The sequence below is a fragment of the Dyadobacter sp. CY312 genome (genome assembly GCF_021390535.1).
Lineage (GTDB): Bacteria > Bacteroidota > Bacteroidia > Cytophagales > Spirosomataceae > Dyadobacter.
This window is the reverse complement of record NZ_JAJUXG010000018.1, coordinates 196,739-217,357: the sequence shown is the minus strand read 5'-3', so window position 1 is coordinate 217,357 and position 20,619 is coordinate 196,739. Positions and strand designations below refer to the sequence as shown.

Genomic DNA, 20,619 nt, shown 5'->3' with positions numbered 1-20,619 from the left:
TGTGTTACAAATAAAAAGTTACAGACTAAGAATGTGTACATTCCTGATCTGTAACTTTCAATAATAAATTAAGGTGTGAAGCAGATCTTATTGCTTTACAACCTGAACATTGGCGATCAGTTTCACATCGTCACCTACAACAACTCCGCCGGCTTCTGTAACAGCTCCCCAGGTCAATCCAAATTCCTTACGGTTGATTTTACCCGAAATTTCAAAACCTGATTTGTTGTTGCCATAAAAGTCGGTCATGTTACCGCCATATTCTACGGCAAATTCGAATGGTTTTGTAACATCCTTTACCGTCAAATCACCTTTTAGTGTATAGCTGTCACTTCCTTTTTTAGCAAGATTACCTGTGAATGATATCGTTGGGTACTTCTCTGTTTCAAAGAAATCGGCAGATTTCAAATGTTCGTCGCGCTGAGCCTGGTTGGTATCAATGCTTGTAGTATCAGCTGAGAAAGAAACAGTCGCACCATCGAAGTCTTCGCTTTCGGTGGTTACGCTTCCTTCAAAGCTTTTAAAAGAGCCTGTTACAGTAGAGATAACAAGGTGTTTAACTTTAAACTGAATTTCGGAATGTGTTGGGTCAATTACCCATGTTGAAGCTGCCATTTTTTGTATGTTTTAATTAGTGTATTTACATTTAATGTATATACATGTAATTTTAAAAAATAGTTTCAAACATCACAAAAAAAATCCGAAATTTTAAAATTCCGGATTTAAATCTAATTATTTCGAGGCTGTGAAAAGAGATAGCTATCGTTATACCAGGGAGTCTACATTCATAACTCCTGTAACTTCTCTCCTCACTCCTTCGGCATCTCAAATATGCTCTGGTCAATCTTGGGGTTCACTTCCACAGAGGTAATCTTATTTACCATTGCCATTCCGGGCATTGCCGTGGTAGTTACTTCGGATGAGAAAGGGAAAGTGATGCCGTCAATTTGTTTGAAATCAGACTGTGCGCTTTCTGTTTTTACATCCTGACCGTTTACAGACATCGAGGCGCCAATTTTAAGAATATAGAATGTGTCTTTTGAAATATAGTTAACCTGCTTCACGCCGTTTTTCAGCGTTGCTGTAACTCTGTAAACCTTCGCACCCGCCAGATCTTCCTCGCCGTCAAGGGTCACTGTGTATCCTTTCTGTTTGTAATTGTAAAGACCGGTCAGGTCTGTTTGCCCGATAAGCGATTTTACGGCCTCTTCGGGCATGGCAGTTGCCTTGCCTTGTCCCGCCATCGGGTTGATCATCCATCCCGAATTGCCGCTTACTGCTTGAACGATAGTCATGCCCTGAGCCGTAGTTTCTGTACGAAATCCCTTGTCCTGAATGATGGTTGTCGTAACTGGCATTTCCATGCCCATCACTTTCATATCAGCCGAGATTTTTACGCTTTGAAGCTGAGCTAATTTTTCCGCGCCACCCATGGCTTTGATGTGTTTGGCTATGATATCTTCCACCGTTTGGGCAGATACATTCGTGGAGATGAATGCTAAAAGCAGGTAAAGAGTAACTTTTGAACTGAAAGAAAAAGACATATCGATTTTTGGCTTTTGAAAATGTTAGGATAGAACTTGTATTTTGTCTTGATAAACGGTTACTAACTTATTAACCATACTTAGATGAGAAATCGTATTCCAGTTACGATTTAAAAGTAGATAAAAATCCGCCGCTTTAATGTTTCCAAGCCGAAAATGGATGACTCTGGGTGGAGGCTGGTTGGTAGCTATTCTCAGTGAGAAATCAGCATCTCTTGTGAGTATGGTCAGATTATTTTGCCTTGCATAATCCCATATCTGAGAATCCAGCCATTCATCATTAATATCTTTTTGGTGAATGAATTCAGCAGTATTCCAGAGAGCAAAATAATAGGGAAGATTAACGTCTATCAGATATTTTAGCATACTATGCTGCAATTGGATAGATGTCAAAGTTTCTCGCAGCCATTTGCGCTGCAAAATTCAGACAAGCGTCGATGTCTTCAGACTCAAGTGACGGAAATTGTTCCAGAATGGTTTCTTTATTGTCACCGGCTGCGAGGTGTTCGAGAATCGTTTGAACCGTAATTCTCTTGCCTCTAATAGTTGGCTTGCCATTACATAAATCAGGGTCCAATGTAATTCTGTCCATTAAATAAACCATGTCGTAGTCGTAATTAGAGAAAAGCATTGCGCCATTCAGAATAAAAAGTATTCATAAAGATAAAAATAAAAAACGAGCGAATCGATTGATCCGCTCGTTTTCATTTATCAACACTCTTGGTGAAATTAAGCTTTCAAAGCTTCTGCTCCACCCACGATTTCGAGGATTTCGGTAGTAATTGCAGCCTGACGGGTACGGTTGTAAACAAGCTTCAGTTCTTTTATTAGATCCTGGGCGTTTTCCGTAGCCTTGTCCATCGCTGTCATACGTGCCCCTTGTTCTGAGGCGTATGATTCCAAAACAGCTCTGTAAAGCTGTATTTTCAAAGATTTCGGGATCAATTCTGCAAGAATCTCTTCCTCTGTCGGTTCGAAAATGTAATTAACATCGGTATTTTTTGTTTTGGCCGAAGAATTATCCGAAACGATAGGAAGGTAACGATCCGTGTGAATGATCTGAGTTGCTACATTTTTGAATTCGTTGAAAACCAAATCCACCGCGTCATAACGTCCTTCTGTGAAGGCGGTCATAATTTCTTCGGCAGCCTGCTTCACTGCAACAAAGCTCAGTCTTGTGAACAAATCAGTATAACTTGTATTGACAGTGAAGCCTTTCCGAACGAAAGATTCAGCTCCTTTTTTGCCAATAGCAAATATTTCAACATTACCTTTTGCTGCTTGTGCCGCATACTTTTCTTCAATAAGAAGAAGCGTTGCTTTTACAATATTTGTATTGAAAGCACCGCATAGTCCACGGTCAGAAGTAACTACAATAATCAATACTTTTTCAACCGGGCGAGCTGCTTTAAGCGGGCTGTCCGATGAACTTTCTGCTCCTGCCGAAACGGTAGAAAGCATATCTCCCAGCTTTTGTGCATAAGGGCGCATCTGGATAATGTTATCCTGAGCCCTGCGCAATTTAGCCGCAGCCACCATTTTCATGGCTTTTGTAATTTGCTGGGTAGAATTAACCGATACAATCCGGTTACGTACTTCTTTTAAACTTGCCATTGTCTATTTTGCAATTAAAGCGTCTGCGGTTTGTTTCTTACGCACGTTTTTTATTCACAAGGAATCTTATCTATTCTAAATGCAGTTTGTGTTTCTCAGAGTTTTCTGAGCCATAAACTGCCGCCTCTTCCTTGATTAACATAATTGGGCATGTTTTCAGACAGCCATTCCTTATGAAACGTTTGGACAAAATCATTCTGAAATATTATTTCAAATTCATTCTGATTCATGAGAAACGCTCTCAAAAGATAAATTTCGTTCCAGCCAAATCGTCCGTTTCCATAAATGACCCATTCTTTTGGATATTCAAACGGGTAAAAGATGTCGTGAATGTGAACGATTACACCTGGTTTAAGCTTTGGGAAAATATCAAACAAAAAATAATTAACATCACTGCCTGTTTTAGAAACATGGGAGGAGTCGATAAATAAAATGTCGTTTTCTCCAAGCTTTTCAAAAGTTTCAACAGGAACATCCTGCAACTTTTTTACCTGTATATCACTGTTAACGCGATCTCCTTCCTGAATAAGAGAATACAATCTGTCCGGAAAAGGCTCAATAAATGTAAACTTAGTGGCCTTATTTAAGAACAGATCATTTGTATCCAACATCACGGCCGATGAAAATCCTGAACCTACTTCAATGACATGTTTTGGCTTATAGTGCCTCAACATGCAATACAAAGTGGTGGCGTCGGCGTGGATGAAGTACTTATTTCTGAAATAGTACCGATATCCAGACTCCTGATTGATTGGAAAAGGGATTGCGTCGTAATATTTAGAAGCAAACTCCTTCATTAATTCAACCTGTGCTTCCTCTCTAAGGTCTATTCCTGGTAGTACTCTTGGTATTTCACCATACACCTGGCTTTCCCTTTCGAGAATTTCACGGGGAGATACAATAGGGCTGTAAAAATGCCCTGCTGGTACGCGTGTCTTATATTTTCCAACTGCGCGAATTAAATCTGCAAGAACCGGAATCTTTTTTAAGCTATCAAATTTGGACATCTGAATGAAGTGGAAGGGTAGTGAGAACCTCGAATAGTAACCACCTAGTACAAAACTGTCGTATTAACAAGACGACACCGAAATTTCTACTGGTGAAGATTAATTCAACTAACTTTTATTTCTTTCAGAACATTAAGCATTCCTCATTCAATAATTCTTAGTGACTGGCCCGGTATTAGAACTTACGGCCAGTCACTAAAAATTTAATATTTAGCTGCGATTTCTTTTGCAACTTTCTCAATCACGTCGGTTACGCTGTTATCCAGTTTACCAGCACGCAACGCGTTCAAAGTATCTTTATACTGAACAGAAAGAATTGTAAGGAATTCTTTATCAAATTCTTTTACGCGTTCAACAGGTATTTTATCCAAAAGACCTTTAGTCGAAGCATAAACAGTTGCTACCTGATGTTCAACCGGAACCGGAGCATACTGAGGTTGTTTCAATACTTCCTGGTTACGACGTCCACGGTCAATAGCAAGTTTAGTAGCAGCATCAAGGTCCGAACCGAATTTCGCAAAAGCTTCCAATTCACGGAACTGAGCCTGATCCAGTTTCAGGGTACCCGAAACTTTCTTCATTGACTTGATCTGTGCATTACCACCCACACGGGATACCGAAATACCTACGTTGATTGCAGGACGGATACCAGAGTTGAACAAGTTGGATTCAAGGAATATCTGTCCGTCGGTAATAGAAATTACGTTGGTAGGAATATATGCCGAAACGTCACCAGCCTGTGTTTCAATGATTGGAAGTGCAGTTAATGAACCGCCACCTTTTACGATGTCCTTCAAAGAAGGCGGAAGGTCGTTCATGTTTTTTGCAATGCTATCATCTGCGATCACTTTTGCAGCACGTTCCAATAGGCGACTGTGCAGATAGAATACGTCCCCAGGATATGCTTCACGACCCGGAGGGCGACGAAGAAGCAGAGAAACTTCACGGTAAGAAACCGCTTGTTTTGAAAGGTCATCATAAACAACCAAAGCAGGACGACCAGTATCACGGAAATATTCACCAATCGCTGCACCTGTAAACGGAGCATAAAACTGCATTGGAGATGGATCTGATGCGCCAGCTGCAACGATTACAGTGTAATCCATTGCGCCGTAGCGACGAAGGGTTGCTTCGATACCTTTGATGGTTGAAGCCTTCTGGCCGCAAGCAACGTAGATACAGAATACAGGTTCGCCTTTATCAAAATATTCTCTCTGATTGATAATGGTATCAATGGCAACAGCTGTTTTACCAGTCTGACGGTCACCAATGATCAACTCGCGTTGTCCACGACCGATAGGGATCATGGCATCGATAGCCTTAATACCAGTCTGAAGAGGTTCTGTAACAGGCTGACGGAAAATTACACCCGGCGCTTTACGCTCAAGAGGCATTTCGTAAGTCTTTCCCTGAATGGGGCCGTTACCGTCGATTGGCTCCGCAAGTGTGTTTACAACACGTCCGATAATTCCTTCTCCGACTTTTACAGAAGCGATCTCTTTCGTACGCTTCACGGTGTCACCTTCTTTAATTTCACTTGAATCACCAAGCAAAACGGCACCGACATTGTCTTCTTCAAGGTTAAGGGCGAGTGCTTTTAAGCCGTTCTCGAAAACAAGAAGCTCACCTGCCTGAACCTGTGAAAGGCCATAAATGCGGGCAACACCATCACCAACCTGAAGGACGGTTCCTACTTCTTCGAGTTCCGCTTCAGATTTAGCGCCTGCAAGTTGTTCACGCAGGATGGCCGAAACTTCATCCGGTCTAACAGATACCATAGTATAATTGACTTATTTAGAGTATAGTAGTAAGATTTTGAAATCAGCCGCAAAGGTAGGTTTTTATTTTGGGAAAAAAAGAATGTTTTATGCAAAAAACTGCCTGTGAAAATTAGATTTTTCCAAGTTTGCAGCCTTTTGCGGTCGTAATTAATTTAAATTACCGCTTATCAGGCAATATGAACGTTTTTAAAACTTTTTTAGGTACTAATTGTGTTTTTGTTGTAATTGAGTTCGTTTATAACAATTACTGATCAAAACTTAGCTTACAGACCATCTTTTAGCAGAATGTACAAATTAGAAAAAATGATTTTAGCAGGTGTAGTTTGTGGAATATTTGCGACTACACAAAGCTTTGCGCAAGCACCTAAAAAACCTACTAAACCCGCTACTGCTGTAAAAAAAGCACCGGCAGCGGCAGCAAAACCAGCGGTAAAAGCAGCATCTGCACCGGTTGTTCTCAAAACTCAAATGGATTCATTGTCTGCGGCAATTGGAGTAAGCTTTTCCAATTCAGTAGCGTCACAGGGAATTGGAAACCTGAACACCGATATTCTCACTAAAACGATCAGTGCTGCGTTGAAGGGAGATAAAACGGCTCTTGCGCCGGAAGAAGCTAATATGTTTTTACAGTCTTATTTCGAAAAAATTTCAGCAGTTAAGCAAAAAGAAATGGAAGAAAAGGGAGCGGTTGTAAGGGTAGAAGGAGAGAAGTTTTTGGAAGAAAACAAGAAAAGAACCGGTGTAGTTACTACTGAGAGCGGTTTACAATATGAAATTATTAAGGCAGGTGAAGGTGCAAAGCCAACTGCGACAGATAAAGTGAAAACGCATTACCACGGGACTTTAATCAACGGAACGGTTTTTGACAGCTCCGTTGATCGTGGCGAACCGATTGAATTCCCGGTGAATGGGGTTATTAAAGGCTGGACAGAAGCTCTTCAGTTGATGCCAGTCGGTTCTAAATGGAAGTTGTTTATCCCGTATCAGCTTGCTTATGGCGAGAGAGCTGCGGGCGCTCAGATACCTCCGTATTCGGCGTTGGTGTTTGAGGTTGAATTATTGGACATAGTTAAATAGAACATTCAACGATGAAAAAGTACTTAATAACTCTTATTCCGGTTGTGTTGTTGGGTTGGCAGAGTGGCCCTGATCAGGAGAAAAGAACATTTTCTCTCGCGGACAGCTCATCAAAAGAAGATATTAAACCGATTGCTTCTCAGTATAAAGCTGAGGAACTGACTACACGAATTTTGTCGAACTACCATTATCGCAAGACAAAACTCGATGATTCGTTGTCAGCGATTATGTTTAATAATTTCATTGATGGGATTGACCACGGTCGTCTTTACTACCTGGCTTCGGACATATCGGATTTTGAGAAGTACAAATTTTCATTCGATGATTATCTGATCAAAAAGGAATTGGATGTACCGTTTGACATGTACAATGTATTCAGAAAGCGTTATAAGGAGCGTAGTGAATACATCCAGGCTCTTTTAAAGGAAGAAAAGCCGTTTGATTTCTCGGCAGATGAGTCTATCAACACAGACAGGGAAAAAGCTCCCTGGGCAAAAAGTTCGGACGAGCTGAATGATACATGGCGCAAATACCTGAAAAGCGAAGCGCTGGATTTGAAACTATCAGGTAAGGCCGATTCGTCAATTACGAGTACTTTACGCGATCGTTATAAAAACAGAGACCGCGCATTGGCAAGAATTCGTACAGAGCAGGTTTTTCAAATGTTCATGAATTCTTATGCGGAGGCATTGGATCCCCATACGAGCTATCTGGCACCTACTGCTGCTGATCGTTTCAAGCAGGATATGAGCCAGTCGCTGGAAGGTATTGGTGCATTGCTACAGGAAGAAGACAACTACATTAAAATTAAGGAAGTAATTCCGGGTGGACCTGCATTTAAAGGCAAGCAACTTAGGAAAGAAGATAAAATTACCGGAGTTGCACAGGGCGATGAAGGTAAAATAGTCGATATCGTAGGCTGGTTTGTAGATGACGCAGTGAAGCTGATCAAAGGGCCAAAAGGAACTGTGGTTCGTCTTCAGATTATCTCTGCAGATGCACTTCCGGGAACACCTCCAAAAGAATACAGACTAGTTCGTGAAAAGATCAAAATCGAAGAGCAACGCGCCAAGAAAGAAATCGTTTCCATCAATTCTGGCAAAAAGGATTACAAGATCGGTGTAATTGATATTCCGCTATTCTATCGTGACTTTGAAGGTGCGCAGCAGAGAGAGAAGGAATTTTCAAGCACGACCCGCGATGTTCAGAAACTGATTACGGAACTGCAGACTGAAAATGTCGACGGAATTGTGATTGACCTTCGTAACAACGGTGGTGGTTCGTTAACAGAAGCGATTTCGTTGACTGGTTTGTTTATCAACCGTGGTCCTGTTGTTCAGGTAAAAGAGAGCCAGGGAGAAATTGATGTACAGTCGGATAACGATCCAATGATTGCATACAATGGGCCAATGGCAGTGATGGTGAACCGTTTCAGTGCTTCGGCTTCTGAAATTTTCGCAGCAGCTATTCAGGATTACAAACGCGGAATTATTGTTGGTGAGCAAACCTATGGTAAAGGGACTGTTCAGACGCTGATCAACTTGAATCAATACGATCCTAAATATCCTGAACCGCTTGGAGAGGCTAAACTAACGGTTGCTAAATTCTATCGTATCAACGGAAGTAGCACGCAGTTGAAAGGAGTTATGCCGGATCTGGAATTGCCAACAGCATTTAAAACCAATGAGTACGGTGAAGGCTCACAGGCAAGTGCATTGCCCTGGGATCAGATCGCGTCTTCGAGATACGAGGTTACAAGCAATGTGAACGATAAAATTGTATCTCAGCTTAAAGACAAGTACGGCCAGCGTTTGAAGTCGGACGAAGAATTGAAGACTTTGGTGAAAACTTTGGATGAGTTTAAAAAAGCGCGTGAGAACAAGATTGTTTCTCTTCAGGAAACCAAGCGCAAAGTGGAACGCGAAGAAGCTGAAAAGAAACGTGCTGCGATGAAGCAATTGGGTGAAGAAGGAGACGAGGACGAAGAGGAACTGGATGGAAAGGCAGCAGAAGCTCCCAAAGAAGTGAAAAAGAAAAAGGACATCTATCTTAAAGAAACTGGTCGTATGCTGGTGGACCTGATACAAATTTCCAAGGAACCAAGTTTGGCAGGGACTAAGAAAAAATAAGATAAACGCTTAATTTAAACGCCCGCTAACTTTGGTTGTCGGGCGTTTAAGTCAATCCATAAAAATTGAAAGGCATGAGTCGGAAAATGTTATTTATTCTAATGCTAGTGGCAATGGCCTTTGTGGTTACAGGAAGCTATATTTTTATATCCAGCTATTCCTATAAAGCCGTTGGAAGTAGCTTGATGGCTGTCGGAGTTCTGGCAGAAATGGTCGTTGCCTTTATGTTTTTAAAGACAATTTCAAGGAAAGCATAGTCATACAGGGAAATACAAAAAGCGCGAATGGAAATTAATCCGTTCGCGCTTTTTTCTGTGGGTCAATCCAGGTTATTCCCAGCCGCCGCCCACTGATCGGTACAGCTCAACAAGAGCCAGATACTGGTCCGTTTGTACGTTTGTCAGCGTAATTTCTGCTTCAAGTACGCTTCTTTGTGCCATGATTATCTCAAGATACGAAGCATAACCAGTCAGAAACAGATCTCTGGAAGTTGCCACTGCCTGTTGGAGTACTGTAACTTCTTCTCTCTTGAATTCAGTAATTTTTCTCGAATTTTCTATTTTATTGAGGCTTGTACTTACCTCCTGAAATCCTGTAAGAATGGATTTATTGTAGTTGTACAACGATTCGAGACTTGTTGCCTCAGCTCTGTTTTGCCCGGCTTTAAGTGCTTTTCTGTTGATTAACGGAGCCGCAAGTCCTCCGATCGCGTTGTAAGCAATTGAACCCGGATTGAAAATGAGATTGCTCTTAAATGCATTAAACCCAAGCATTGCTGTAATATTCAGCGATGGTAAAAATGCCAGACGAGCTGCTTGCTGGTCGTTGTAGTTAGCAAGCATTTCTAGTTCGGCCTGCTGCACATCCGGACGTTGCCTTAACATTTGGGATGGTATTCCTGCCTGTATCTGCGGAGGGAATACCTGTTCCAACGTATTTCCTCTTGAAATTGACTGAGGGAATCGTCCCAAGAGCAAATTCAGTTGATTTTCGGTTGCAATAATGCGCTGATTTATGTCTATTTCTAACGCCTGGGTATTAAGCAGCTGTGCCCGAAACTGGCGTACTGCGAGCTCATTAGCACGGCCTGCTTCCTTCTGTATCCCGATTGTTTCCACAGCCGTTTGCTGCAAAGCGATATTCTTTTTGATGATATTCAGTTCGGCATCCAGATTCAACAGTTCGTAATAAAGACTTGCAACCTGTGCTACCAAACTGGTTGTAATTGCCTGTCTGGCTTTATCCGTTGCCAAAAAACGGGTGTATGCTGCTCTTCGTTGCGTTTTCAATTTACCCCAAATATCAACTTCCCATGAGCTGCGAAGTCCTGCAAAATAATCCGGCATGAACGGGGCAGGAAGTCTTCGGTCGCTGTCAATATTGGGTGAGAAATTGGTATCATAGTTACCAACTCCGTCCATGGTGTAGTCGCCGAATTTGCGTCCGCCTCCGGATACTTCTACACTTACGGTAGGTAACAGGGCACCCTTTGCAAACAATACATTAGATCGGGCCATTTCAATTCTCTGAACAGCCATCTTCAGATCCAGGTTGTTTTGGATGGCGGTATCAATGAGTGCGACCAGTTTTTTGTCCGTAAAGAATACACTTCTTTTAATCTCTCCAATGCCGGTAGAATCGGTCTGCCCTGCGTAGGTAGCAGGCGTTTTTATTGCCTGTTGATGCTGAACGGGTTGGGTGAGTTTGCAACTACTAACCACCAAAATTGTTGCAGCCAGCAAAGCATAATTTTTATATGTTCTCATTAATTATGAATGTCTGATTTAGAATGTTGGAGCGGCCAGAAGAATCTGACCGCTCTGTTGTATGCCGTGTTAGTCCTGTAACACTTCTTCTTTTGCCTCCATCACCACAGGTTTTTTGACTTTTATCATTCCTGCAAAAAGCACATACAGTCCCGGAATGACGATAACCCCGAACAGCGTTCCGATGAGCATACCGCCTGCCGCAGCCGTACCAATGGAGCGGTTACCGATTGCACCGGCACCATTGGCCATGACAAGGGGTATCAAACCAGCTATGAATGCGAAGGAAGTCATCAGGATTGGGCGTAATCTTTCTGTGGCTCCTTCGAGCGCGGCTTCAACAACTGAGCGACCTTCTTTCTGGCGGATAATCGCGTACTCAACAATCAGGATGGCATTTTTACCCAATAATCCAATAAGCATGACGAGCGAAACCTGCGCGTAAATGTTGTTTTCAAGTCCCATTAATTTCAGTGCAAGGAATGCTCCGAAAATACCGGTTGGCAGAGAAAGTATTACCGGCAATGGCAACAGGAAGCTTTCATATTGTGCCGCGAGCAGTAGATATACGAATATGAGACATACCCCGAAAATGTATATCGCCTGATCACCAGACAGGATTTCTTCTCGCGTCATACCCGACCATTCGTAAGTAAAACCTCTTGGCAGACTGGTAGCTGCCACACGTTCCACCGCTTTAATGGCATCTCCACTACTGAAACCAGGTGCAGCATCACCGTTGATCATGGCTGAGGTAAACATGTTGTATCTCGTCAAAAGCTCCGGACCATATACGCGTTCCAGCTTGATGAACGTCGAGAATGGCACCATTTCTCCGCGGTTATTCTTTACATACAGTTTTAGTATATCTTCAGGGTTTTTTCTGAAATCAGGATCTGCCTGCACCATCACCTTATACATCTGGCCAAATCTGATAAAATTAGAAGCGTATAGGCTTCCTATCAAAGTCTGAAGTGTGCTCATGGCAATATCCACAGAAACCCCTTTTTTTGCCGCCATTTCAGCATCCACATGAATCATGTATTGCGGGAAACTCGCATCAAAGCTGCTGAACGCTGTTGCAATCTCAGGTGAAGCAATCAGGTCTTTCACGAATTGATTGGTAATATCCGCCGTTTTCTGGAGGTCGTCGCTTCCGGTCCGGTCCTGCACCCTTAGTTCAAAACCACTGGAATTACCAAAACCCGGAACAGTAGGAGGTGGGAAAAACTGAATATCCGCATCGGTGATGTGCTTGGTTTTTTTCTCCATTTCGGCAATAATATCCTTTACGGATACATCTCTCTGATCCCATGGTTTCAGGTTGATCATGGCCATACCATACGATGATCCGGCCGATTCTGTGATCAAACTATATCCTGAGAGAGATGAAACCGATTCCACGGCACCCAACGATTCCGCCACTTTCTGTATTTCATCCAAAACGGCTTCGGTTCTTTCTACCGTCGCCGCTACCGGCGTGGTCACGTTAACGTTAATTACGCCCTGATCTTCCGTAGGGATAAAACCAGTAGGCAGTATGCTGTTGATCCCGTAAGTACCAACACAAAAAGCAATAAGCAACCCTACTGTAATTACCCGTCGGTTTACGATCATGGAAAGCAAGCCTCTGTATTTATTTGAAATACCATCATAACCGTTATTGAACCCTTTAAAGAACCGGTCAAGCAGTGTATTCTTGGATGGTTGCCCATGGGTATTTTTCAACATCAAGGCGCAAAGTGCCGGTGTTAAGGTCAATGCGTTGATACCGGATATGACAATGGAAATGGCGAGTGTGATAGAGAACTGGCGATAGAATATACCAACAGGTCCGGACATAAAAGCGACGGGAACAAACACCGCTGACATTACCAGGGTAATCGCAATGATAGCCCCGCTCATTTCTTTCATGGATTCAATGGTCGCCTGTCGGGCATCAAGATGTTTTTCGGCCATTTTTGCATGAACGGCCTCGACGACGACAATGGCATTATCCACGACTATACCGATGGCTAATACCAGGGCGAACAATGTAAGCAGGTTGATAGAAAATCCAAATAGCTGCATAAAAGCGAATGTTCCAATCAAAGCAACCGGAACTGCCAGTGCGGGAATCAGTGTAGATCGGAAATCCTGCAGGAAAAGGTATACAATGATAATCACGAGAATAAAGGCCTCGATCAGCGTGCGAACTACCTCGTGAATGGATGCATCAAGAAAGCGGGATACGTCATAAGAAACGAAATAATCCATGCCGGGGGGGAAAGTGCTCGTTTTAAGTTCGGCAACTTTCGACTTGATATTGGCAATTACTTCCTGCGCATTGGATCCCGGCCGTTGTTTAATCATAATAGAAGCCGAAGGTTTTCCATTCGACTTGGATGCCATGTCGTATTCAAGCGTTCCAAACTCGATGTCGGCAACGTCTTTCAGTTTGAGCATGGAGCCATCCGGATTGGATCTCAATACTATATTTTCATACTGTTCAGGTTCGAACAGCTTTCCTGTGTATTTCAAAACATATTGCAAAGCCTGAATCTCTCTTCCTGAACTTACCCCTGTTTTTCCAGGAGCTGCTACTACGTTCTGGTCACGGATGGCCTGTACTACTTCGTCGGCGGACACGTTGTAACCATTCATGCGATCTGGTTTAAGCCACACCCTCATGGAGTAATCCTTGCTACCCATAATTTGCGCTCTACCAACGCCGTCTATCCTTTTTAGCTCTTTCAGAATGTTGATATCGGCGAAGTTGTATACAAAATCTTCACCTACTGTTGAATCTGAACTCATGATGTCCAGATACATCAGCATACTGTTTACTTCTTTTTCGGTGGTTACACCGGCTTTAATTACTTCTTCGGGGAGTTCGTCAATAACGGTTTGAACACGGTTCTGAACGTTTACTGCCGCCAGGTCGGGATCTACACCTACGTTGAAAGAAATGGTGATGGTGGTTACCCCGTCATTACCGGAGACACTGGTCATGTAGGTCATGCCGGGTACACCGTTGATCGCTTTTTCCAAAGGCACGGCTACGGCATCTACGCAAACCTCCGAGTTGGCTCCGGTGTAGGTTGCCGTTACAACCACCGATGGCGGTACGATGTCGGGAAACTGAGAAACGGGCAGGTCTAAAAAGGCCAAAAGCCCAAGCAGGGTTATAAAGACTGATATGACCAGTGATAACACTGGCCTTTCTATAAATTTTTGAAACATGATTTTTGATTCAGGTGGAACGAAGTGGTCTAGCGAGCAGTGAGTTCAACAGTGCTGGCAGACTTATTGGCGCTGTCGAGCGAAATTGTTTTGGGATTAATTGTAGCTCCTTCTTTGAGCCCCTGCAACCCTTCGTACACAATTGTTTCGCCAGGTTCCAATCCTGATTTTATCACATAGTAATCTCCTAGCCTCGACTGAGGCGTGAAACTGCGGGTTTTAATTTTGTTATCCTTTTGTACCACATAGACAAAATTCTTGTCTTGTATTTCAAATGCAGCTTTTTGAGGAATCAATATGGCATTGTCCACAGAATTGGTAAGGCGGATGGTTCCTGTTGAGCCATGTTTCAGGAGTTTTTCCGGATTCGAAAAACGAGCACGGAAAGCAATAGAGCCCGTTCCTTCATCAAATGCGCCTTCCATAGTTTCGATTTTTCCTTTGTGTTTGAAGTAAGAACCGTCTGCCAGTTCAAGTTCCACAACGGCTTCTTTGTTATCTGCTTTGCCTCTTGCTTTTACATATTCAAGGTATTCATTCTCAGAAACATTGAAATAGGCAAACACATTTTTGGTGTCCGAAAGCGTAGTAAGCAGAGTTCCTTCGTTAATCAAACTTCCTGTTTTGTAAGGAATGCGGTCTATAATACCGTCGAAAGGTGCGCGAATCTGTGTTTGAGAAAGGTGTAAAGCGGCATTCGCTTTTTCCGATCTGGCTTCTTCAATCTTCGCGTTGACAGCGGCAAGTTTTGCTTCCGCAACTTCTATTTCCGTTTTGGCAACTACATTTTTTTCAACCAGCAGACGAACCCTTTTTAGTTCAAGTTCTGCCCCTTTTGCGTCAGCAATAGCGCTTTGAAGTGTTGCCTTGGCTTTTGCAAGATGCGATTCATATTCGGCATTATTAATCCTGAAAAGAACCTGCCCTTTTTTGACTTCCTTGCCTTCGTCCACGTATACCTCTTCCAGGTATCCTTTCACACGTGCATATATTTCAACGTTTTTCACAGCATGTATATCCCCAACATATTCCCTGTGAAGCTTGGTATGCTGAGGTTTAATTTCTGTAACTGGTATGGTCCTTACACTGTCGCTCGTTTCCGACGTATCCTGGCTTTGTGTAGCGCATCCCGCAAGGAAAACACTGAACAAAATAAATCCTGGCCAAATGTGATTTTTCATGATGAGTAGATAAATTTTATTGAATATTAAATGACTTAACAATAATGCTCTTTCCGGACTGATGGCGCCCGATTGAGTGAGGGATGAGCATGGCAGATTGGTGTGCCGGATGAAGGACACAGAAAAATGCATAAATGCAGCGTTATAGATTACTCCATAACTGGCATGACATAGGCTCTAATAAAATTGCTTGCGGCAGGAATTTAAAACGGGCAAAGACGATGAAGAAAGCTATAATAGTCGGGTAGGACCGTAATGCTTAAATAAACAGAAAGTGGTTTAAGGGCCTTGGAAAGGCCTTTAAAGCCGGGAATCAAATCAATAAATGACGATGGAGCTGTTTCAAATAATGTGAATCGGTAGGAAGAGTGCCTGTGACGAAGCATATCGGCGAGGCTTTCTTTCCATTCACATTCATTGGCCTGAATGATGGGCGAATCAACGGGGCATTCGTCCTGGCATATATCAAATTCTTCTAATACTTCCTGATTCGCAACAACGTAAGTTACGAAACCATTTGCGAGTACATCTGGCTTATAGGAAGCCCTGGACTGTTCAGGGAACAGCGAAAGAGCCAGGACTTGTACCAGGCAAAAAAACAATACAAAAGTTCTTTTTATCATGATGCTGACGAATATCAGTACATTAAAAAATTCATACTTTTATAATGAATTCAAGAATGATTGGAATTATAAGAACGGAAATTTGATAGATCTTAGTAATAATCCAAATATAATAATTTGAATGAAGATTAAAAATTTCTTAGAATGTTAATGGTTGTTAAACAAGGGTTTCGACTACCAGGTTCGTATGTTGTTGTAGCATCTATATAATTGGGGAATAGATTGAAAAGGGAGTCGACAAAACCATATTTTTGCTATATTACTGGTCACCGGACTGGATAATTGTTAAACTATAAATAGAGCCGAGGTCGCCGGAAAGGGATTTATTTACTCCAAAAGCGGGTTGTCACTTTTGAAACCCGCACTGGTATAACCTCTTATTGCAACTATGAAATTACTGTTAATTGAAGATGAGCCGAGTGTTATCTCGCTAATTCAGAGAAGTCTTTCCGCATCTGGTCACGAAATTGCCGTTGCCATGGATGGGCAATCTGGTTTACAAATGGCTCTTCAGCACGAATTTGATATTATAATACTGGATCTGATGATACCCGTGATCAACGGAATGGAGGTATGCAGAAAAGTGCGGTCAGCCGAAATTGCTACGCCTATACTGATGCTTACGGCATTGGGTACAACCGAAAACATCGTGTCGGGACTGGATGCCGGTGCAGACGATTACATGACAAAACCTTTCAAACTTGCTGAGCTGGAAGCGAGGTTGCGCACCTTAACAAGAAGAGGAAAGGAAGCGGAAAAGGAAAAACCTGTTTCAGGTTTGAAAATTGGAGATCTGGTGATGGACACAGTTACCAAAACGGTTTCCAGAGATGGACAGCCGATCGATTTGACAGCAACTGAATTCAGACTGCTGGAATTTTTGCTGATGAACCAGAACAAGGTTCTCAACCGAATGGAGATACTCGAAAATGTCTGGGACATAAATTTCAATCTGGGTACGAATGTTGTGGATGTTTACATTAATTATCTGAGAAAGAAAATCGATAAGAAACATAAAGTCAAACTCATTCATACGGTGTTCGGCATGGGATACGTATTGCGCCAGACTTATGAAGATTCAAAATAGAATTGCCCTTATATTCACAATATTGACAGCAGGGATTATTCTGGCGCTGAGTGTTTTCATTTATACCTTCACAAGAAAGGGAATAGAAAACAGCTTTTTTCATCGTCTGGAGGTTCGGGCTGACATTGTCGGACATGCATCTCTGCACGAAAACAAGTCCCAGACTTCAATTTATTACGACATCAAGGAAAAGCATCTGGGAGACCTTCCTTATGAGCAGCACAACATCATCCGCTCCGGTGAGGTTGAGAAGGTGAACCAGTTGAAGGCACAGTTGCCGGTTCCACCTTCCTTTTACGATCAGATTGTTAGAAAAGAACCTGCCCGTTATTTTGAAAATGATACTTCTTATGTTGGTCTCAACATTACGCAGGAGGGCAAAAATCTGATTGTCATATCCAAAGCAGTAGATCTTTACGGATTGGAGGAAATGGATAATCTTAAAAATCTGATGGTTATTGGTTTTTTTATCGCCATGATTTTCGTATTCACCTTCGGTAAACTGTTTTCAAATCAGATTTTTGAACCTATCAGACGCATCATCCGAAATGTAAAAGGTATTAATGCCCATAATCTCAATCAGCGGCTTACGATTGATGGTACAAAAGATGAGATAGATGCGCTCTCTAACACGTTTAACGACATGCTGGACAGGCTCGAAATCACCTTCGATATGCAGAATAATTTCGTGAGTAATGCCTCTCATGAGTTTCGGACTCCCCTTACCGTAATTAGTGGTGAGGCTCAGATTGGCTTGTCACTACCACAAATTCCGGAAGAAGCCCGTGAATCGTTCCAAATGATTTTTAGAGAAGCTGAGAAACTTGAACATCTTACGAGCAGTATGCTTAGTCTGGCGCAAACGGGTTTTGATGGTAAACGTGAACAATGGGACAAGATTCGTATTGACGAACTTATACTTTCCGTTAAAAGTGCTATTGATCAGATCTTGCCTACCAATAGTGTTGAGATCAATTTTGATGATTTGCCAGATGATGAAAAGAAGCTGGAAGTGAATGGAAACGAGGCGTTGTTGAAGGCAGCATTTACCAACATTGTACTTAATAGCTGCAAATATTCAGATAATAAGCCAGTGTCAGTTAAAATAGGAAATGAGGGTTCAAATATTGTTGTAGAGGTAACAGATCAGGGTATAGGCATTCCTGACAGGGAAATTGCTCAAATTTTTGTTCCTTTTTTCAGAGCTTCCAATACCAACAAATATAAAGGATATGGAATTGGTCTTCCGCTTACCAATAACATCATTAAGATGCATCAGGGGAGTATTATGGTCAAAAGTGTAGTGGGAGTAGGTACCCGTTTTATCACATATTTGCCTTTCGGATACTGATTCTCTTATCTGATTTTAATATTCTTATTTCATTCTAATAAAATACACATCGTATTATAATCCTGTTTTTAGCTGGTGCTAATATGCCCGCCGTAACATTGTAATGTCAATTAAATGACTTAAAAGCATTGTTAATCAAAACGGTAGGATTATGAAAACTATAGTAATTCCAAGTGATTTTAGTCTGGATTCGGTACAGGTTGCTGAAGCAATTGTCAGAAATGAAAAAAATGAGGTTAGAATAATTTTCACTCACTTGTTTTATGTTGCTGATGATATTCAGGACTTGCTTTTTTTAAGTTACAGAAAGAAAGAATACGAATTTGTGTCAGACGAATTTAACAGGGAGGTAAGCATTCTGAAAAGCATGCATCCGCATCTGGTAAGTGTTAAAACTGAATTCTTCTACGGTGGTAAACTAGCCGGTTTTAAAAATTTCCTCGACTACAACGAAGCAGACGGAATTGCATACTCAGAAAGTTACGGAATTCCGAAACTTAGCAAAAGCAGTATTGATGCAATGCCCGTTCTTAGAAAAAGCGGAATACGTCTGATCAACACAGACGCAATTAACGAAGCGGAATTTGCGGATATGGGTCAGGAGAAATGATTCCCGTCGGAAATGAATGCTTTGAATCACCTTTAAAGCTTATAAATTATGCTGCTTAAAAAGAACATACCGATTAAATATGTATTCGGAAAGATCAAATATGAGGTTCTGTTCGTAGCGATCTATGGTATTTTGATTGAGGTCATTTATCAGAATTATCATATTACGAGTATATCGATACCCATGACGATTCATACCGTGTTGGGTACAATTATATCACTCCTTTTAGCCTTCCGATCCAACCAGGCCTATGACCGTTGGTGGGAAGCACGTATTGTATGGGGCGCTATCGTGAACGATTCGCGTACTCTGGCGCGGCAAATCCTGTTTTTGATGGAAGATCCGTATGACAACGATAACATAAAGCCTTTCAAACACCGTATGATTAACAGGCAAATTGCCTGGTGTTATGCGCTTGGAAAAGGTTTGCGTAAAAATGACCCGATGCCGTTGATCCGTAAGTTTGTTTCTGCGGAAGAAGCTGAATTTGTGGAAGAGTTTGACAACAAACACATTGGATTGTTGCAGCTGCATGCCCGTGATCTAAACAACGCATTAAAGCAGGGTTGGGTGAACTCATACCAGCAGATTGAAATTGACGGAACGCTTACCAAGCTTTGCGATTCCATGGGGAAATGTGAGAGGATCAAAAACACAGTTTTTCCTGCAACGTATAGTCTATACATACACCTTGCTTTGCATTTCTTTATTTTACTTCTGCCATTCGGACTTGTTGAGCTTTTTGGATTTCTGATGGTTCCGGTGCTTGTGGTGATTACAGCTTGTTTCTTCCTGATCGAAAAAATGGCCATTCATTTGCAGGATCCGTTTGAAAATAAACCGACGGATACACCAGTTTTGTCTATTTCCCGAAACATAGAAAGAGACCTTAAACAGATGATGCGCGAAAAGTACGATATGCCGGAAGCTGTTGCGCCATCAAGATTTTATATTCTGTAGAAGTTAAGCGTTGTGATAATTTCAACTTAAAGTGCGGGTCAGTTTTTGATCCGCACTTTTTTGCATAAAGGCAGTTTTTATTTTACAAAAGTGCTCGTAATTTAGGCATTATGAGTAGCAACCTGCCGCAGACAAATAGATTCATACTTACAAAGATGGTCGATGGTGACCAGGAGGAATATTACAGTTTAAGCTGTAATGAAGAAGTGATGAAATTTGTAACCGGATACGCCCTGACAAGAGAAGAATCCGATGAAATGTTTAAGGTTTTTTTGCTGGAAAATGTCCTTGACGTTAATTTAGGTCGCTATTTTGTCAGAGAGAAAGTTACGGGTACACTCATTGGTGCAGCCAAACTGGATAAAGTGGGCGAGGAGATAGAGGTTGGTTATCGTATCCGGCAGGAGTATTGGGGAAAAGGTGTTGCTACCGAAGTTGCTGAGGGGCTGATCCGTTTTGCAAGAGAGCAAATTGGGGCAAAAGACGTTATTGCATTTGTCAATATTAACAATGCGGCATCCATCCGCGTACTGGAAAAAGTAGGGATGTTAAATGTCGAACTGATCGAAGATCTTGACGAAGTCAAGTATAAGTTCCGCTACGCACATCAAACCAAATTCGTTATAAAAACGTGGTTGACAAAGCTCTGGGATTGATTTACAAAGGA

General features: G+C 42.0%; 18 protein-coding genes. 7 read left to right on the top strand and 11 right to left on the bottom strand.

Annotated elements, in window-relative coordinates; all coding sequences use genetic code 11:
* Nucleotides 1-87: 87 nt before the first annotated feature.
* From LZG71_RS24285 to atpA, 7 genes are all read right to left on the bottom strand, one after another.
* Nucleotides 88-615 carry a YceI family protein gene (locus tag LZG71_RS24285; RefSeq protein WP_233824851.1) on the bottom strand — a complete coding sequence of 176 codons (528 nt, stop codon included), beginning with the start codon at nt 613-615 and terminating at the stop codon, nt 88-90.
* Nucleotides 616-809: 194 nt separating this feature from the next.
* Nucleotides 810-1,544, bottom strand: a complete 735-nt coding sequence (locus LZG71_RS24280) for an outer membrane lipoprotein-sorting protein (RefSeq protein ID WP_233824849.1) — start codon at nt 1,542-1,544, stop codon at nt 810-812.
* Nucleotides 1,545-1,568: 24 nt separating this feature from the next.
* Nucleotides 1,569-1,910, bottom strand: coding sequence for a DUF5615 family PIN-like protein (locus LZG71_RS24275; RefSeq protein WP_233824847.1), 342 nt, complete (start codon nt 1,908-1,910; stop codon nt 1,569-1,571).
* Nucleotide 1,911: 1 nt separating this feature from the next.
* On the bottom strand, nt 1,912-2,136 hold the full coding sequence (locus tag LZG71_RS24270; protein WP_409013665.1) for a DUF433 domain-containing protein: 225 nt from the start codon (nt 2,134-2,136) through the stop codon (nt 1,912-1,914).
* Between the two features lie 137 nt (nt 2,137-2,273).
* On the bottom strand, nt 2,274-3,158 hold the full coding sequence (atpG, locus tag LZG71_RS24265; RefSeq protein WP_233824843.1) for an ATP synthase F1 subunit gamma: 885 nt from the start codon (nt 3,156-3,158) through the stop codon (nt 2,274-2,276).
* Nucleotides 3,159-3,253: 95 nt separating this feature from the next.
* Nucleotides 3,254-4,165 (bottom strand): class I SAM-dependent methyltransferase, encoded by a 912-nt coding sequence (locus tag LZG71_RS24260; protein ID WP_233824841.1) that lies wholly within the window; start codon nt 4,163-4,165, stop codon nt 3,254-3,256.
* Between the two features lie 203 nt (nt 4,166-4,368).
* A complete protein-coding gene (atpA, locus tag LZG71_RS24255; RefSeq protein WP_233824840.1) occupies nt 4,369-5,943 on the bottom strand; it encodes a F0F1 ATP synthase subunit alpha in 1,575 nt (524 codons plus the stop codon).
* 288 nt (nt 5,944-6,231) lie between these two features.
* On the opposite strand from atpA, the gene LZG71_RS24250 reads away from it, so the two are divergent.
* Both LZG71_RS24250 and LZG71_RS24245 read left to right on the top strand, forming a co-directional pair.
* Nucleotides 6,232-7,023 (top strand): FKBP-type peptidyl-prolyl cis-trans isomerase, encoded by a 792-nt coding sequence (locus LZG71_RS24250; protein ID WP_233824838.1) that lies wholly within the window; start codon nt 6,232-6,234, stop codon nt 7,021-7,023.
* Between the two features lie 11 nt (nt 7,024-7,034).
* Nucleotides 7,035-9,152 (top strand): carboxy terminal-processing peptidase, encoded by a 2,118-nt coding sequence (locus tag LZG71_RS24245; RefSeq protein WP_233824836.1) that lies wholly within the window; start codon nt 7,035-7,037, stop codon nt 9,150-9,152.
* Nucleotides 9,153-9,481: 329 nt separating this feature from the next.
* Here the strand turns inward: LZG71_RS24245 and LZG71_RS24240 are convergent, their stop codons facing one another.
* The 4 genes from LZG71_RS24240 to LZG71_RS24225 form a co-directional block, all read right to left on the bottom strand.
* A complete protein-coding gene (locus LZG71_RS24240; protein ID WP_233824834.1) occupies nt 9,482-10,918 on the bottom strand; it encodes a TolC family protein in 1,437 nt (478 codons plus the stop codon).
* A 69-nt stretch (nt 10,919-10,987) separates the two neighbouring features.
* On the bottom strand, nt 10,988-14,140 hold the full coding sequence (locus tag LZG71_RS24235; RefSeq protein WP_233824832.1) for an efflux RND transporter permease subunit: 3,153 nt from the start codon (nt 14,138-14,140) through the stop codon (nt 10,988-10,990).
* Between the two features lie 29 nt (nt 14,141-14,169).
* A complete protein-coding gene (locus tag LZG71_RS24230) occupies nt 14,170-15,321 on the bottom strand; it encodes an efflux RND transporter periplasmic adaptor subunit (protein WP_233824830.1) in 1,152 nt (383 codons plus the stop codon).
* A 203-nt stretch (nt 15,322-15,524) separates the two neighbouring features.
* Nucleotides 15,525-15,944, bottom strand: coding sequence for a hypothetical protein (locus LZG71_RS24225; RefSeq protein ID WP_233824828.1), 420 nt, complete (start codon nt 15,942-15,944; stop codon nt 15,525-15,527).
* Nucleotides 15,945-16,332: 388 nt separating this feature from the next.
* Between LZG71_RS24225 and LZG71_RS24220 the strand changes: the two genes are divergently transcribed.
* From LZG71_RS24220 to LZG71_RS24200, 5 genes are all read left to right on the top strand, one after another.
* Entirely contained in the window at nt 16,333-17,031 is a 699-nt protein-coding gene (locus tag LZG71_RS24220) for a response regulator transcription factor (protein ID WP_233824826.1), read from the top strand.
* Nucleotides 17,015-18,382, top strand: coding sequence for a HAMP domain-containing sensor histidine kinase (locus LZG71_RS24215; RefSeq protein WP_233824824.1), 1,368 nt, complete (start codon nt 17,015-17,017; stop codon nt 18,380-18,382). The genes LZG71_RS24220 and LZG71_RS24215 overlap by 17 nt, the downstream gene beginning before the upstream one ends.
* Before the next feature lie 151 nt (nt 18,383-18,533).
* A complete protein-coding gene (locus LZG71_RS24210) occupies nt 18,534-18,992 on the top strand; it encodes a hypothetical protein (protein ID WP_233824822.1) in 459 nt (152 codons plus the stop codon).
* A gap of 48 nt (nt 18,993-19,040) precedes the next feature.
* Nucleotides 19,041-19,952, top strand: coding sequence for a bestrophin family protein (locus LZG71_RS24205; RefSeq protein ID WP_233824820.1), 912 nt, complete (start codon nt 19,041-19,043; stop codon nt 19,950-19,952).
* Between the two features lie 110 nt (nt 19,953-20,062).
* Nucleotides 20,063-20,608, top strand: a complete 546-nt coding sequence (locus tag LZG71_RS24200; protein ID WP_233824818.1) for a GNAT family N-acetyltransferase — start codon at nt 20,063-20,065, stop codon at nt 20,606-20,608.
* Nucleotides 20,609-20,619: the final 11 nt, after the last annotated feature.

What these genes read in the sequence shown, in the direction of transcription:
- LZG71_RS24285 (WP_233824851.1), bottom strand. Translation starts at nt 615, where the DNA reads ATGGCAGCTTCAACATGGGTAATTGACCCAACACATTCCGAAATTCAG.
- LZG71_RS24280 (WP_233824849.1), bottom strand. Translation starts at nt 1,544, where the DNA reads ATGTCTTTTTCTTTCAGTTCAAAAGTTACTCTTTACCTGCTTTTAGCA.
- LZG71_RS24275 (WP_233824847.1), bottom strand. Translation starts at nt 1,910, where the DNA reads ATGCTAAAATATCTGATAGACGTTAATCTTCCCTATTATTTTGCTCTC.
- LZG71_RS24270 (WP_409013665.1), bottom strand. Translation starts at nt 2,136, where the DNA reads ATGGACAGAATTACATTGGACCCTGATTTATGTAATGGCAAGCCAACT.
- atpG (WP_233824843.1), bottom strand. Translation starts at nt 3,158, where the DNA reads ATGGCAAGTTTAAAAGAAGTACGTAACCGGATTGTATCGGTTAATTCT.
- LZG71_RS24260 (WP_233824841.1), bottom strand. Translation starts at nt 4,165, where the DNA reads ATGTCCAAATTTGATAGCTTAAAAAAGATTCCGGTTCTTGCAGATTTA.
- atpA (WP_233824840.1), bottom strand. Translation starts at nt 5,943, where the DNA reads ATGGTATCTGTTAGACCGGATGAAGTTTCGGCCATCCTGCGTGAACAA.
- LZG71_RS24250 (WP_233824838.1), top strand. Translation starts at nt 6,232, where the DNA reads ATGTACAAATTAGAAAAAATGATTTTAGCAGGTGTAGTTTGTGGAATA.
- LZG71_RS24245 (WP_233824836.1), top strand. Translation starts at nt 7,035, where the DNA reads ATGAAAAAGTACTTAATAACTCTTATTCCGGTTGTGTTGTTGGGTTGG.
- LZG71_RS24240 (WP_233824834.1), bottom strand. Translation starts at nt 10,918, where the DNA reads ATGAGAACATATAAAAATTATGCTTTGCTGGCTGCAACAATTTTGGTG.
- LZG71_RS24235 (WP_233824832.1), bottom strand. Translation starts at nt 14,140, where the DNA reads ATGTTTCAAAAATTTATAGAAAGGCCAGTGTTATCACTGGTCATATCA.
- LZG71_RS24230 (WP_233824830.1), bottom strand. Translation starts at nt 15,321, where the DNA reads ATGAAAAATCACATTTGGCCAGGATTTATTTTGTTCAGTGTTTTCCTT.
- LZG71_RS24225 (WP_233824828.1), bottom strand. Translation starts at nt 15,944, where the DNA reads ATGATAAAAAGAACTTTTGTATTGTTTTTTTGCCTGGTACAAGTCCTG.
- LZG71_RS24220 (WP_233824826.1), top strand. Translation starts at nt 16,333, where the DNA reads ATGAAATTACTGTTAATTGAAGATGAGCCGAGTGTTATCTCGCTAATT.
- LZG71_RS24215 (WP_233824824.1), top strand. Translation starts at nt 17,015, where the DNA reads ATGAAGATTCAAAATAGAATTGCCCTTATATTCACAATATTGACAGCA.
- LZG71_RS24210 (WP_233824822.1), top strand. Translation starts at nt 18,534, where the DNA reads ATGAAAACTATAGTAATTCCAAGTGATTTTAGTCTGGATTCGGTACAG.
- LZG71_RS24205 (WP_233824820.1), top strand. Translation starts at nt 19,041, where the DNA reads ATGCTGCTTAAAAAGAACATACCGATTAAATATGTATTCGGAAAGATC.
- LZG71_RS24200 (WP_233824818.1), top strand. Translation starts at nt 20,063, where the DNA reads ATGAGTAGCAACCTGCCGCAGACAAATAGATTCATACTTACAAAGATG.